The following is a 13,323-nucleotide window of genomic DNA, read 5'->3' as shown; positions in this document are numbered from 1 at the left end:
CGGCCGGGGTTCCCTCGCTCCGACGAGGCGGGCGGGCGCGCCTAGCGACCGATGTGCTCGTGCGCGGCGAGCGCCGCGCCGACGATGCCGGCGTCGTTCTGCAGCTCGGCGGCGACCACCTCGGTGCGCGTGGACAGCAGCGGCACCCACTTGTGCGCCTTCTTGCTCACCCCGCCGCCGACGATGATCAGGTCGGGCCACACGCTGCCCTCGAGGACGTCGAGGTACCGGTCGACCCGCTTCGCCCACTCGGGGTAGCTGAGCTCCTCGCGGTCCTTGGCCGCGGCCGAGGCGCGCCGCTCGCCGTCCTCGCCGTCGACCTGGATGTGGCCGAACTCGGTGTTGGGCACGAGGACGCCGTCGACGAACAGGGCGCTGCCGATCCCCGTGCCGAAGGTGAGCATGAGGACGACGCCCTTGCGGTCGCGGCCGGCCCCGTAGCGGACCTCGGCCACCCCGGCCGCGTCGGCGTCGTTGAGCGTCTCCACGTGGTCGCTGGGGATGCGCGCGCGCAGGCCCTCGGCGAGGTTCGTGCCGAGCCAGCTCTTGTCGACGTTGGCCGCGGTGTGCACGACGCCGTGCTTGAGCACGCCGGGGAAGGTGACCCCGATGCGGTGCGTCCAGTCGAACGAGGCGACGATCTGGCCGACGACGTCGTAGACCGGCTCGGGCAGCGACGGCTGCGGGGTCTCGATGCGGACCCGCTCGCCGATCAGCTCACCCTTGTGCAGGTCGACCGTGCAGCCCTTGATGCCGCTGCCGCCGATGTCCACTCCGAAGCCGTGCGCCACGGGCGTCAGCGTAGTGATCAGCCCGACACCCGGCCCCCCGCCGTCCCCCGCTCGGGCAGGATCGCCCCGTGACCTCCCCGCGCCCGGCCGACCACGACCTGCTCGACCTCGCCGTCGCCACCGCCCGGGAGGCGGCGGCCCTGGTCGCCCGCGGCCGCGCGGGCGCCTCGGCGTCGGTGGACGTGAAGTCCAGCCCGGTCGACATGGTCACGGCCGTCGACAAGGCCAGCGAGGAGCTGATCCTCGGCCGGCTGCTGGACGCCCGCCCGGACGACGGGCTGCTGGGGGAGGAGGGCGGCGACCGCGCCGGCACCAGCGGGGTGCGCTGGATCGTCGACCCGATCGACGGGACGACGAACTTCGTCTACGGGCTGCCCGCCTACGCCGTCTCCATCGCGGCCGAGGTCGACGGGCGGGTGCGGGCCGGCGCCGTGCTCAACGCGGCCACCGGCGAGCTGTTCACCGCCACCCTCGGCGGCGGGGCCCACCTGGCGGCGCCGGGCGCCGACCCCGTGCCGCTGCGGGTGGGCGCGCCGCAGTCGCTGGAGCGGACCCTGGTCGCCACCGGCTTCGGCTACCGGGCCGAGCAGCGCCGCCGGCAGGGCGCGGTCGTGGCCGAGCTGCTGCCGCAGGTCCGCGACATCCGCCGGTACGGGTCGGCCGCGCTGGACCTGTGCGCGGTCGCCGCCGGCCGGGTCGACGCCTACTTCGAGCAGCACCTCAACCCGTGGGACTTCGCCGCGGGCGCCCTGGTGGCCGCCGAGGCCGGCGCCGTGGTCACCGGCCTGCCGGGCCGGGCGTTCGCCGATCCGCTGGGCATCGCGGTCGCCCCCGCCGTCGCCGACGAGTTCGTGGCCCTGCTGGCCGACCTCCACTGAGGTCGGCGGCTCCTAGCAGGCGGCCTGCGCGCTGGCGCCGGCCGACAGGGCGGCGGCCACCTGCTCGGGGCTGGCCAGGCCGGCGAAGTCGGGCCCGATGACGACGTCGACCACGGCCGTGGCGCGGGTGTCCTCGTAGGTGGTCGCGCCGCTGAGGTAGACGGTCGTGAAGCGGGCGGCGTCGGCGCCGCGCGGGCCGTGCCGGATCTCGCCGACGCCGGTCACCTCGCGGCCGCTGCTGTCGTTGGAGATCTCGTCGACCACGAACCCGAGGGCCTGCAGCTGCGAGGCCACCGTGCCGGCCAGGCCCTGCTGGTCGGTGGCGTTGAGGACGCGCAGGTTGATCGTCGTCGGGTCCATCGACGGCGCCGCCTCCTGGGCGGTCGTGCAGGCCGCCTCCTGCTCCGCCTGGCGGGTCTCCTCGGTGCGCAGCACGTTCCACCACACGCCGAGCGCCGCCAGGGCGAGCACCAGCAGGAAGATCAGCGGCGGGATGGGACGCCGTCCGCTCCGGGCCCGCACCGGTGGCCGGTCGGTCCGCTCACCCACGCTCGTCACGTGCCCTCCTCGCTGGAATCCGGCGGGAGTCTAGGACGACACGCGGGCCCTAGATGGCACCTCGGTCCAGAGCGGCGCGTCCTAGCTCGACGCAGGGATCGATGCGCTCCGCGTAGCCGGACGTGTCCTTGCCCGCCATCGCCCCGGCCGCCGAGCGGGCGACGATGCCGGCCACGATCGCGGCGAACTTGAAGTAGGCGAACCCGACGTACCAGTGGAGGTCGGTCAGGTCGAGGCCGGTGCGCTCGGCGTAGCGCTGCGCGACCTCGACCCGGGTGGGGAAGCCGGGCAGCGCGGTGACCGCCGCCTGGGTCGCCGGCAGGTTCTCCCCGGCCTGCGGCCAGTAGACGAGCAGCATCGCGAGGTCGGCCAGCGGGTCGCCGAGCGTCGACATCTCCCAGTCCAGGACGGCGAGGATGCCGCCCGGCCGCTCGGGGTCGAGCAGGCAGTTGTCGAGCCGGTAGTCGCCGTGGACGACCGCGTGCCGCTGGGTGTCGGGCACGGTCTCGGCCAGCTTCGCGGCGAGGGCGTCGAGACCGGGCCGGTCGCGGTCGCGGGTGGCGTCCCACTGCTTGGTCCAGCGGCGCACCTGCCGGGCCATGAAACCCTCGGGCCGGCCGAACTCGGCCAGCCCCACCTCGACGTAGTCGACGGTGTGCAGGTCGGCCAGGACGTCGACGAGCCCCTCGCCGATGGCCCGCCGCTGGTCAGGCTCGTCGGCGTAGCCGGGCGGGATCTCGTTCACCACGTGCACGCCCGCGACCCGCTCCATCACGTAGAAGGGGGCGCCGAGGACGGCGGTGTCCTGGCAGAGGTGCAGCGTCCGCGGGACGGGGACCGCGGTCGGGCCGAGCGCGGTGATGACCGTGTACTCCCGCCCCATGTCGTGCGCGGTGGCCAGCACCGCGCCGGTCGGGGGGCGCCGCAGGATCACCGCGTCGTCGGGCGAACCGCCCTCGGGCGTGACCGTGTACGTGAGGTTCGACATGCCCGCGGCGATGAGGTCGACGGACACCGAGCGCCACTTCTCGTCCCCGAGCACGGAGGCCAGGTACGGCCCGACGACGGCTGGATCAGCACCCACGGGAGTCGACACGGCGGCAGGGTAACCTCTGGCGCTCCGCGCCCCGCCAGGCCCTTTCCGGACCGAGGTGTGGGCGCATCCGCGCCGGGCACAAACGGGGGCCTCCTGGCGTTGGGGGGCTGCCGGTTCCGCAACCGGAGGCGCCCCGGCGGCCGAAGGGAACGACGCGGAGCCGGAGCTCGACCTCGTCGGGGCCTCGTTCTCGGGGTCCCGGCACCAGACCTCCGGTCGCCCGCAGGCGGCCGGACCGGACGGCGGCGCACCTCGCCGACGTCAGACGCACTGCGGGCACGACGCCCGCGAGGAACCCCGGAGGAGGGGCACACCCCATGGCCACCGACTACGACGCCCCACGGCGCAGCGAGGCCGACGAGCTCGGCGAGGACTCGCTCGAGGAGCTCAAGGCCCGGCGCGCCGAGGCGCAGTCCGCATCGGTCGACGTCGACGAGACCGACTTCAACGAGAACCTCGAGCTCCCCGGCGCGGACCTGTCGAACGAGGAGCTCACCGTCCGCGTGCTGCCCAAGCAGGAGGACGAGTTCACCTGCTCCCGCTGCTTCCTCGTGCAGCACCGCAGCCGCCTCGCCGCCACCAAGGGCGACCAGATGTACTGCCGGGACTGCGCGGCCTGAGCGGACGGCAGCCATGACCGAGCACGGTCCACGCACCGGCGCGGCGAGGGACGTCCCCCCGCCGCGCCCGGTGCGCGCGGCGGCCCCGCCGCCCGAGCCCGAGGACGGCGGCCCGCTGGGGCGCGCCGCACGGGCGGTGGCCGACGCGGTCGGCGGCCTGCTCGGCACCGCGGCACCCGACGCCCCGGCGTCCGGGTCCGCCCCCTCGGCGGCGGCCGGGCTGCGCGACGTCCTCGGCGCGCTGGCGGGAGCGGCCGGCGCCTGGCGGGACCGGACGGCGAGCGCCGCACCGCCGCCGGACGACCGCGAGAACGGCCAGCGGTCGCCCGGGGCGTTCCTGGGCGACCTGCTGGCCGCCGCGGCGCCCCGGCTGCCGATCCGCGACGGTGCGCGGCTGCGCGCCGCCTACCCCGGCCTGACCGACGACGAGATCGGCGAGGCGCTCGTCGCCCGCTACGGCCGGATCACCGCCGCCGTCGGCGCGGCCACCGGCGGCCTGACCGCCGCCCAGTGGCTCGCCCCCGCCTCGATGCTCGCCCTGCCGCTCGAGCTGGGCGCGGAGACCGTGCTGGTCGCCGCGGTCGAGGTCGTGCTGCTCGGCGAGCTCCACGAACTGCACGGCCGCCCCGCCCCCGGCGACGCCCGGGCACGGGCGGCCGCCTACCTGGGCAGCTGGTCCGCCCAGCGCGCCGTCGACGGCACGGGCCGCACCGGCCTGGTCTCGACCCTCACCACCGCCGGGCTGCGGTCGCTGAGCCGCCGCATGGGCCGCCGGCTGACCCGCGGTCTGCCCGTCGCCGCCCCCTTCCTGGTGGGTGCGGCGATCGCCGGCCGCAGCAACCGCCGGGCCACGGAGACCCTGGCCCGCCGGGTCGTCGCAGACCTGCGCGGCGCCGCGGGGCGGCGCGGCTAAGGTCGCGGGGTGGCCGACCCAGCACGCGAGGTGGACGTCCCGCTCCGGCTCACCTCCCCGGCCGCGACGGCACCGGCCTACGCGCTGCCCGGTGACGCGGGCGCCGACCTCTGCGCCGCCGAGGACGTCGAGCTGGCGCCGCTGCAGCGGGCGCTCGTGGGCACCGGCGTGGCCGTGGCCATCCCCGAGGGGTACGCCGGCTTCGTGCACCCGCGCTCGGGCCTGGCCCACCGCCTCGGGCTCAGCCTGGTCAACGCGCCGGGCACGATCGACGCGGGGTACCGCGGCGAGATCAAGGTGAACCTCATCAACCTCGACCCGACGACGCCGCTGACGCTGCGCCGCGGTGACCGCGTCGCCCAGCTGGTGGTGCAGCCCGTGGTGCGCGCACGGTTCGTCCCCGTGGAGGAGCTGCCCGGCAGCTCCCGCGGCGCGGGCGGGCACGGATCGACCGGCGGGCACGACGGGCTCGCCGCAGGAGAGGACTGACCATGCCGTTCGGACGACGGCGCAACCGGATCGACCGCAGCCTCCGCGAGCGCGGCGTCCCCCCGGAGCCGCAGCACCGCGAGCGCGAGCGCGCCGAGACCAGCGGGCCCTACGACGAGGCCGACGCCCCCGACGACGGCGTGAACCGCGTCGACCTCGGCTCGCTGCGGCTGCCCGCCATCGCGGGCATGGAGCTGCGGGTCGACGTCAACCAGCAGCAGAAGGTCATCGGCGCCACCCTGCGGTCGGGGGAGTCGACCCTGTCGGTGTCGGCCTTCGCCGCGCCGCGGGCGGCCGGCATCTGGGACGCCGTCCGCGAGGACCTCGCCAAGGGCGCGTCCGGCCAGGGCGCCTCCCTCAAGGAGGTCGACGGGCCGTTCGGTCCGGAGCTGGCCGGCAGCGTGCTCGTCCAGCAGCCGCCGCAGCAGGGGCAGACCACGGCGCCCAGGCCGGTCCGCCGGTCGGCCCGGTTCATCGGCGTCGACGGCCCGCGCTGGTTCCTGCGCGGCATGATCGCCGGCCCGGCCGGGGAGGACCCCGCCGCGGCCGCCCCGCTGGAGGAGGCGTTCCGGCAGATCGTCGTCGTCCGCGGGACCGACCCGATGCCGGTGCGCGAGCAGCTGCCCATGACCCTGCCGCCGCAGGCCGCCGCGCAGGTCGCGGCCCAGCAGGCCGCGCAGCAGGCCGTGCAGGCCGCCCGCAAGGCCACCGCCCGGCACGCCGCGCCCGACGCCTGACGTGCCCACCCGGACGGTCGCCTACGGGCCGGGACCCGACCAGTTCCTCGAGCTGACCCTCCCCGACGGCGATGCCCGTGCTCCGGCCCGCCCGGCGCCGGTCGCCGTCGTCCTGCACGGCGGGTTCTGGCGGGCCGCGTACGGCGTCGAGCTGGCCCGGCCCTTGGCCGCCGACCTCGCCGCCGCCGGCTGGGCCGCCGTCGCGGTCGAGTACCGCCGCGTCGGGAGCGGGGGTGGCTGGCCGGCGACCCTGGCCGACGTCGCCGCCGCGCTTGACGCGCTGCCCGACCTGGCGCCCGACCGGCTCGACCTCGGGGAGCTCGCCGTCGTCGGGCACTCCGCCGGCGGCCACCTCGCGGCCTGGGCCGCCGGCCGGGCGCACCTGCATCCGGGCGCCGCGGGCGCGGGGCCGCGGGTGCGGGTCACCGCCGCGGTGCTGCAGGCCGGCGTGCTCGACCTCGCCCTGGCCGACGAGCAGGGGCTCGGCTCGGGCGCGGCCCGCGACCTGCTCGGCGCGGCCCCGGCGGAGGCGCCCGAGCGGTGGGCGGAGGCCGACCCGGCGCGGCTGCTGCCGACCGGCGCGGCGGTGCTCTGCGTGCACGGTCTCGACGACGACGTCGTCCCGGTGAGCCAGAGCGAGACCTACGCCAGCGCCGCGGCGGCCGTGGGCGACGTGGTGGAGGTCCGCGTGCTGCCCGGCGACCACATGGCGCTGATCGACCCGGCCGGGCCGGGCTGGCGGATCGCCCGCGACTGGCTCGAGGCGCGCCGTACGGGGCGCGTCGGGCGGATTACGCTGGAGCGGTGACTGAGGCGAAGTCGCGCGGCTGGTTCTCGAGGACCCTCGAGCGCCTGACCGCCGACGACCACCAGATCGACGCCGAGGCGCTCCGCGCCGAGGCGGCGAAGGTCGGCTGCGAACCGGTGAGCATGTGCCGCAAGGGCGCGGTCGTCACCGTGACCGGGCGGCTGAAGTCGGTGGTCTACACCCCGCGCGAGACGGTGCCCACGCTCGAGGCGGAGCTGTTCGACGGCTCCGGCTCGGTGACGCTCGTCTGGCTGGGCCGGCGGCGCATCCCGGGCATCGAGCCGGGCCGGACGATCACCGCCCGCGGCCGGTTCGCCGCCTTCGACGGGAAGCGGGTCATCTACAACCCGTGGTACGAGCTGGGTGCCGGCTGACCACCCGCCGCCGGGTACCGGGGCCGGGGGAGGACCGGGGGCAGCGACAGGGCGGGAGGCGTCGGTGAGCGCACCGGACGGGCACCGCGACGAGCACCGCGACGAGCCGGCGGGCGCCGACGGCACGCCGTCGTCGCCGCTGGCCTTCGACCGCCACCTGGTGCTCGAGCAGCTCGGCGGCTGGCGCGGCATGGTCGACGCGACCCTGCCGACCGTCGCGTTCATCGTCGCCAACAGCCTCGGCGGCCTGCGGATCGGCATCTGGACCGCGCTCGGCGCGGCCGTCCTCGTCTTCCTCCTGCGGCTGGTCCGCCGGGAGAGCATCCAGCAGGGCATCAGCGGGCTGATCGGGGTCGCCGTCGCGGTGGCGATCGCGGCCGCCTCGGGCCAGGCCCGCGACTTCTTCGTGCTGGGCATCGTGCGCAACGCCGGGATCGGCGTCGTCCTGATCGGCTCGATCCTCGTGCGTCGGCCCCTGGTCGGCTACATCGCCGAATTCCTCGCCCCCAGCCACCTCGGCGCGATGGCCTCGCACCGGCTGCCGGGGCTGCGCAACCGGATCGACCGGGTGAGCGCCACCCTGCACCACCGCCCGCCGCCGGACCCCGAGACCGGGGAGCGGCCGAAGGACCCCGAGCCCGAGCAGCACTGGCGCGAGGACCCGCGCATGCTGCGGGCCTACTCCTGGCTGACCGCGCTGTGGGGCGGCACGTTCCTGCTGCGGGTCGCCGTCCAGGGGCTGCTGTACCAGCGCAACGACGTCGAGCTGCTCGGGACGGCGTCGCTGGTCCTGGGCATCCCGGTGACCGCGGCCGAGCTGCTGGTCACGCTGTGGGTGGTGTCCCGGCTGCACCGGCACCGCTACCAGGAGCCGGGCGGCCCCGCGGCGGAGGGCGAGCCAGCCGCCGACCAGCCGCCGGCCCGGCGCCGCGAGGGCGAGGCCCCGGCGGCCTAGCTAGAGGGCGCCGGCCGCGCCCTCGGGGGCGAGCACCGCCTGCAGCTGCTCCTCCACCTCGGCGTGCGCGACGAACAGCAGCTCGTCGCCGGCCTCCAGCGGCTCGTCGGGCGTGGGGTTGATGACCCGCTCGCCGCGCAGGATCGCGGTCAGGACCGTCTCCCGGGGGAGGGGCACCTCGCGCAGCGGCTTGCCCACCCACGGGGTGTCCTCGGCGAGGGTGATCTCGACCAGGTTGGCCGCGCCCTTGCGGAAGCTCATGAGCCGGACGACGTCGCCGACGGTCACCGCCTCCTCGACCAGGGCGGCGAGCACCCGCGGGGTGGAGACGGCGACGTCGACGCCCCACGACTCGGTGTAGAGCCACTCGTTGCGCGGGTCCTTGACCCGGGCGACGACGCGGTTGACCGCGAACTCGGTCTTGGCCAGCAGCGACACGACCAGGTTGGCCTTGTCGTCACCGGTGGCGGCCACGACGACGTCGCAGGTCGCCAGCTGCGCCTCCTCCAGCGAGCTGACCTCGCAGGCGTCGGCCTGGACCCACTCGGCGCCGGGCACCGCGCGGGTGCGCACCTTGCGGCCGTCCTTCTCGATCAGCATCACGGTGTGCCCGTTGGCCAGCAGCTCGCCGGCGATGGACCGGCCGACGGCGCCGGCGCCCACGATCGCGACCCTCATCGCTCCCTGCCCCCCTCGGCGCCGTGCTCGACCACCGCGTGCACCCGCGGGGCGATCGCGTCGGTGACGGCGACGACGAGGTGGTCGCCGTCCTGCAGGACGGTGGACGACGTCGGCAGCTGGGCGTCGCCGAAGCGCACGATCCAGGCCGCGCGGGCCCCCGAGGCCGCCTCGAACTCGACCAGCTTGCGGCCCACCCAGGACTCGGTGACGGTGACCCGCTCGAGCAGCACCTGGCCGGTGGGCTCGCGCCACATCTCGCTGACCTTGACCGACAGCAGCTCGCGCAGCAGCCGGCTGGCCGTCCACGGCACGGTGGCCACGCTCGGGATGCCCATGCGCTCGTAGATCTCGGCCCGCTTCTCGTCGTAGATGCGCGCGACGACGTGCTGGACGCCGAAGGTCTCGCGCGCCACGCGGGCGCTGATGATGTTCGAGTTGTCGCCGCTGCTCACCGCGGCGAAGGCGCCGGCGGAGTCGATGCCGGCGTCGAGCAGCGTCTGCCGGTCGAAGCCGAGCCCGGTGACCTGGCGCCCGGCGAAGTCGGGGCCCAGCCGGCGGAACGCCTCCGGGTCCTGGTCGATCACCGCGACGCTGTGCCCGATCTCCTCCAGTCGTCGGGCGATCGCGGAGCCGACACGCCCGCAGCCCATCACGACCACGTGCACGTGGAACTCCTTGTCGACGCGAGAGAGCCGGGACGGCGCGAAGCTACACCCGCCAGGTGACCGGCAGCGGCCGCGCCGACGGGATCTCCCCCTCCCGGGCGGGTCGCGGCGTCGGGGTGGCGGCACGGGGTGCCACACGCTCGTACGATCGCCGCCGTGCCATCGCTGTCCGACCTCGGACAACTCCCGAAACGCCTCGTCCTCGGCCGCCCCGTCCGCAGCGACCGGGTCGGGGAGTCGCTGCTGCCCAAGCGCCTCGCGCTGCCGATCTTCGCCAGCGACCCGCTCTCCTCCGTGGCCTACGCCACCCAGGAGATCCTGATCGTGCTGACCCTGGCCGGCACCGCGTTCCTCTACCTCGCCCCGTGGCTGGCCATCGCCGTGGTGTTGCTGCTGGTCACGGTCGTGCTGTCGTACCGCCAGGTGGTCCGGGCCTACCCCTCGGGCGGCGGCGACTACGAGGTCGCGATGAAGAACCACGGGCAGTTCGCCGGCCTGGTGGTGGCCAGCGCGCTGCTCACCGACTACGTGCTCACCGTGGCCGTGTCGGTCTCGGCCGGCACCGACAACATCATCTCGGCCTTCCCCTCGTGGAACGAGCACCGCGTGCTCATCGCCGTCGGGCTGGTGGCGCTCCTGGCGGCGCTGAACCTGCGCGGCGTGCGGGAGTCGGGCCGGGCGTTCGCCCTCCCGACCTACCTGTTCATCGGCGGCATCATGGTGATGATCGCCACAGGGCTGTTCCGGGACTTCTTCACCGACGACCCGGTGGTGGCCGAGAGCGCCGGCTACACGATCACGCCCGAGCCCGGCTTCTCGCAGATGACCGGGCTGGCGCTGCTGTTCTTCGCGCTGCGCGCGTTCGCCTCCGGCTGCACCGCCCTCACCGGTGTCGAGGCGATCGCCAACGGCGTCCCGGCGTTCAAGCCCCCGAAGAGCCGCAACGCGGCCACCACGCTGGCGATCATGGGCGGGCTGGCCGCGACCATGTTCGCCGGGGTGACCGCGCTGGCCCTGCTCGGCGACGTGAAGTACACCGAGTTCACCTGCGACCTCGAGGGCTTCGCGGGCAACTGCGAGACCGATCCGCAGCGCACCGTGATCGCGCAGCTGGCCGCGGCCACCTTCGGCGGCGACACCTCGGTCGGCTTCTTCTACATCCAGGCGGCGACGGCGCTGATCCTCATCCTCGCCGCGAACACCGCCTTCAACGGCTTCCCGCTGCTGGGCTCGGTGCTCGCGCAGGACCGGTTCCTGCCGCGCCAGCTGCACACCCGCGGCGACAAGCTCGTCTTCAGCAACGGCATCCTGCTGCTGGCCGGCTTCGCCGCGCTGCTGATCGTCGCCTTCGGCGCCGACGTCACCCGGCTGATCCAGCTCTACATCATCGGGGTGTTCACCAGCTTCACGATCGGCCAGTGGGGCATGGTGCGGCACTGGAACCGGGAGATCCGGCTCTCCGAGGACGCCGCGGCCCGGGCGCGGATGCGCCGCTCGCAGGTGATCAACTTCATCGGCGGCACGCTCACCACCGTCGTCCTGCTGATCATCGTGGTCACCAAGTTCAGCCGTGGCGCCTACCTCGTGCTGCTGGCCATGCCGGTCCTGTTCGTCCTGATGAAGGCGATCAACCGGCACTACTCGAACGTCGCCGCGCAGCTGGTCCCCGACTCCGACGCGCGGCTGCTGCCCAGCAAGGTGCACGCGATCGTGCTCGTCTCGAAGGTGCACAAGCCGACGCTGCGGGCGCTCGCCTTCGCCCGCGCCACCCGCCCCGACGCGCTCACGGCCCTGACGGTCAACGTCGACGACGCCGAGACCCGGGCGCTGCAGGCGGAGTGGGAGCGCTACGACATCCCGGTGCCGCTGACGGTGCTGGAGTCGCCGTACCGCGAGATCACCCGGCCGGTGCTCGACTACGTCAAGGCCATCCGCCGCGACAGCCCGCGCGAGCTGGTCGTCGTCTTCGTGCCGCAGTACGTCGTCGGGCACTGGTGGGAGAACGTCCTGCACAACCAGAGCGCGCTGCGGCTGCGGGCGCGGCTGCAGTTCACCCCCGGCGTCATGATCACCACGGTGCCGTGGCAGCTGGAGAGCTCGATCGGCCACGAGGACAACGGGCACCGCGGCGAGAAGCCCATGCCCGGCGACCTGCGGCGCGGGATCACGGACGACGAGGTCCAGGCCACCCCCTATGGATGAGGACCCTGCTGCCCCCCACGGCTCGCAGGCTCGCCGCGGGCCCCTGCAGCAGGGCCGTTCCGGCACCTCGCCGGGGTGGACCGGCCGCGAGCTGGAGCTGACCGTCGGGCCGGTCGCCCACGGCGGGCACTGCGTCGCCCGGCACGAGGGCCGCGTGGTGTTCGTGCGGCACGCCCTGCCGGGGGAGCGGGTGGTCGCCCGCGTCACCGAGGACCGGCACCCCGGCTACTGCCGCGCCGACGCCGTCACCGTGCTGGAGGCCCACCCGGAGCGGGTGGAGCGGCCGTGCCCGTACAGCGGCCCCGGGCGGTGCGGCGGCTGCGACTGGCAGCACGTCGCCCCGGCCGAGCAGCGGCGGCTCAAGGCCGCCGTCGTCCGCGAGCAGCTGGCCCGGCTGGCCTCCCTCGAGGACGTCGACGTGGTGGTCGAGGAGCTCCCCGGCGGGCCGCTGCGCTGGCGGTCGCGGGCGCGGTTCGCCGTCGACCGCACCGGCGCGCCCGGGCTGCGGCGGCACCGCTCGCACGACGTCGTCCGCCTCGACGACTGCCCGATCACCGCCGAGCCGGCCGCGCGCGCCGTGCTGGACCGCCGGTGGCCCGGCGCCGGTGCGGTCGACGTCTCGGTCGACGCCGCCGGCGTCGTCACGACGACCCGGCTGGACCGCCGCGGCAAGCCACAGACGACGCGCGTCCTGCGGCCCGGCTCGGACGTGCCGGAGGAGCCGGCCGGCCGGGCGGGACGGACGGCGGCCGGCCGGAACTGGGAGGTCGAGGGCACCGGCTTCTGGCAGGTGCACCCGGCCGCCGCCGACGCGCTGGTCGCCGCGGTGACCGCGTTCGCCGACGTCGGCCCGGGGGAGACGGTGCTCGACCTCTACGCCGGCGCCGGGCTGTTCGGCGGCGCCCTCGCGCCGCTGGTCGGGCCGACGGGCCGGGTGGTGTGCGTGGAGGCCGACGCCGCCGCGTGCGCCGCGGCCGACGCCAACCTCGCCGACCTGCCGCAGGCCGAGGTCTGGCAGGGCGAGGTGGACGCCGAGGGGCTGACCGGGCTGCTGGCTGAGCTCGGCAGCGCGCCCGACGTCGTCGTCCTCGACCCGCCGCGGGCCGGCGCCGGCGCGGCGGTGAGCCGGCTGCTGGCCGGCACCGGGGCGCGGGCCGTGGTCTACGTCGCCTGCGACCCCGCCGCGCTGGCCCGCGACGTCGCGGCGTTCGCCGGGGCGGGCTACCGGCTCGCCGGGATCCGCGGGTTCGACGCCTTCCCCATGACCGCGCACGTGGAGTGCGTGGCGGTGCTGGTCCCGGCGGCGGCTACCGTGCTCGGGTGACCTCCTGGGAGTACGTCTCGGTCATCACCGCCAACGACGCCGAGAGCCAGAAGGCCGGGGTGAGCGTCAAGCTCCCCGGCGGGCCGATGGAGCGGCAGGAGGGCGACACCAGCTCGGTGCTCAACCGGCTCGGCGCCGAGGGCTGGGAGCTGGTGAGCTACCACTCCAGCGGCGCCGGCACGTGGGGCTTCGAGCAGTTCTGGCTGAAGCGGCCGAAGGACTGAGCTCACGT

Annotated in this window: 16 protein-coding genes; 11 read left to right on the top strand and 5 right to left on the bottom strand. The window is 75.5% G+C overall.

The genetic code is table 11. From position 1 onward, the window contains the following. Nucleotides 1–41: 41 nt before the first annotated feature. Complete coding sequence (ppgK, locus tag ACI8AF_RS21615) at nucleotides 42–791, bottom strand: polyphosphate--glucose phosphotransferase (protein WP_456541818.1); 750 nt, start codon at nucleotides 789–791, stop codon at nucleotides 42–44. Between the two features lie 68 nt (nucleotides 792–859). Here ppgK and ACI8AF_RS21610 point away from each other — a divergent pair, with 68 nt between their 5' ends. Then, on the top strand, nucleotides 860–1,669 hold the full coding sequence (locus tag ACI8AF_RS21610) for an inositol monophosphatase family protein (RefSeq protein WP_456541817.1): 810 nt from the start codon (nucleotides 860–862) through the stop codon (nucleotides 1,667–1,669). Between the two features lie 12 nt (nucleotides 1,670–1,681). Here ACI8AF_RS21610 and ACI8AF_RS21605 read toward each other — a convergent pair whose 3' ends face one another. Both ACI8AF_RS21605 and ACI8AF_RS21600 read right to left on the bottom strand, forming a co-directional pair. Continuing rightward, on the bottom strand, nucleotides 1,682–2,227 hold the full coding sequence (locus tag ACI8AF_RS21605; protein WP_456541816.1) for a LytR C-terminal domain-containing protein: 546 nt from the start codon (nucleotides 2,225–2,227) through the stop codon (nucleotides 1,682–1,684). 49 nt (nucleotides 2,228–2,276) lie between these two features. Further along, on the bottom strand, nucleotides 2,277–3,323 hold the full coding sequence (locus tag ACI8AF_RS21600) for a phosphotransferase family protein (RefSeq protein ID WP_456541815.1): 1,047 nt from the start codon (nucleotides 3,321–3,323) through the stop codon (nucleotides 2,277–2,279). Between the two features lie 317 nt (nucleotides 3,324–3,640). On the opposite strand from ACI8AF_RS21600, the gene ACI8AF_RS21595 reads away from it, so the two are divergent. From ACI8AF_RS21595 to ACI8AF_RS21565, 7 genes are all read left to right on the top strand, one after another. Next, the gene (locus ACI8AF_RS21595) at nucleotides 3,641–3,943 is read left to right on the top strand and encodes a DUF4193 domain-containing protein (RefSeq protein ID WP_456541814.1); all 303 of its coding nucleotides are present in this window, start codon (nucleotides 3,641–3,643) and stop codon (nucleotides 3,941–3,943) included. Nucleotides 3,944–3,956: 13 nt separating this feature from the next. After that, nucleotides 3,957–4,856, top strand: a complete 900-nt coding sequence (locus tag ACI8AF_RS21590) for a hypothetical protein (RefSeq protein ID WP_456541813.1) — start codon at nucleotides 3,957–3,959, stop codon at nucleotides 4,854–4,856. A 9-nt stretch (nucleotides 4,857–4,865) separates the two neighbouring features. After that, nucleotides 4,866–5,345 (top strand): dUTP diphosphatase, encoded by a 480-nt coding sequence (gene dut, locus ACI8AF_RS21585; RefSeq protein WP_456541812.1) that lies wholly within the window; start codon nucleotides 4,866–4,868, stop codon nucleotides 5,343–5,345. A gap of 2 nt (nucleotides 5,346–5,347) precedes the next feature. Beyond that, nucleotides 5,348–6,082, top strand: coding sequence for a DUF3710 domain-containing protein (locus ACI8AF_RS21580; RefSeq protein WP_456541811.1), 735 nt, complete (start codon nucleotides 5,348–5,350; stop codon nucleotides 6,080–6,082). A gap of 1 nt (nucleotide 6,083) precedes the next feature. Further along, complete coding sequence (locus tag ACI8AF_RS21575) at nucleotides 6,084–6,890, top strand: alpha/beta hydrolase family protein (protein WP_456541810.1); 807 nt, start codon at nucleotides 6,084–6,086, stop codon at nucleotides 6,888–6,890. Further along, entirely contained in the window at nucleotides 6,887–7,264 is a 378-nt protein-coding gene (locus ACI8AF_RS21570; protein WP_456541809.1) for an OB-fold nucleic acid binding domain-containing protein, read from the top strand. Before ACI8AF_RS21575 ends, ACI8AF_RS21570 begins: the two co-directional genes overlap by 4 nt. Before the next feature lie 64 nt (nucleotides 7,265–7,328). Then, nucleotides 7,329–8,219, top strand: coding sequence for a DUF3159 domain-containing protein (locus ACI8AF_RS21565; protein WP_456541808.1), 891 nt, complete (start codon nucleotides 7,329–7,331; stop codon nucleotides 8,217–8,219). On the opposite strand, the gene ACI8AF_RS21560 is transcribed toward ACI8AF_RS21565, so the two are convergent. Both ACI8AF_RS21560 and ACI8AF_RS21555 read right to left on the bottom strand, forming a co-directional pair. Continuing rightward, nucleotides 8,220–8,897 carry a potassium channel family protein gene (locus ACI8AF_RS21560; protein WP_456541807.1) on the bottom strand — a complete coding sequence of 226 codons (678 nt, stop codon included), beginning with the start codon at nucleotides 8,895–8,897 and terminating at the stop codon, nucleotides 8,220–8,222. It lies immediately after the preceding gene. After that, the gene (locus ACI8AF_RS21555) at nucleotides 8,894–9,565 is read right to left on the bottom strand and encodes a potassium channel family protein (RefSeq protein ID WP_456541806.1); all 672 of its coding nucleotides are present in this window, start codon (nucleotides 9,563–9,565) and stop codon (nucleotides 8,894–8,896) included. The genes ACI8AF_RS21560 and ACI8AF_RS21555 overlap by 4 nt, the downstream gene beginning before the upstream one ends. Before the next feature lie 156 nt (nucleotides 9,566–9,721). Between ACI8AF_RS21555 and ACI8AF_RS21550 the strand changes: the two genes are divergently transcribed. Genes ACI8AF_RS21550 through ACI8AF_RS21540 form a run of 3 tightly spaced genes read left to right on the top strand, consistent with a single transcriptional unit; the run spans nucleotide 9,722 to nucleotide 13,315 of the window. Next, complete coding sequence (locus ACI8AF_RS21550; protein WP_456541805.1) at nucleotides 9,722–11,767, top strand: APC family permease; 2,046 nt, start codon at nucleotides 9,722–9,724, stop codon at nucleotides 11,765–11,767. Continuing rightward, the gene (locus tag ACI8AF_RS21545; RefSeq protein ID WP_456541804.1) at nucleotides 11,760–13,091 is read left to right on the top strand and encodes a class I SAM-dependent RNA methyltransferase; all 1,332 of its coding nucleotides are present in this window, start codon (nucleotides 11,760–11,762) and stop codon (nucleotides 13,089–13,091) included. Before ACI8AF_RS21550 ends, ACI8AF_RS21545 begins: the two co-directional genes overlap by 8 nt. Next, nucleotides 13,088–13,315 (top strand): DUF4177 domain-containing protein, encoded by a 228-nt coding sequence (locus tag ACI8AF_RS21540; protein WP_456541803.1) that lies wholly within the window; start codon nucleotides 13,088–13,090, stop codon nucleotides 13,313–13,315. Before ACI8AF_RS21545 ends, ACI8AF_RS21540 begins: the two co-directional genes overlap by 4 nt. Nucleotides 13,316–13,323 lie beyond the last annotated feature (8 nt).

The sequence above is a fragment of the Blastococcus sp. SYSU D00669 genome (assembly GCF_054050715.1).
The sequence above is the reverse complement of the archived record's forward strand: the minus strand, read 5'-3'. Positions and strand labels throughout refer to the sequence as shown.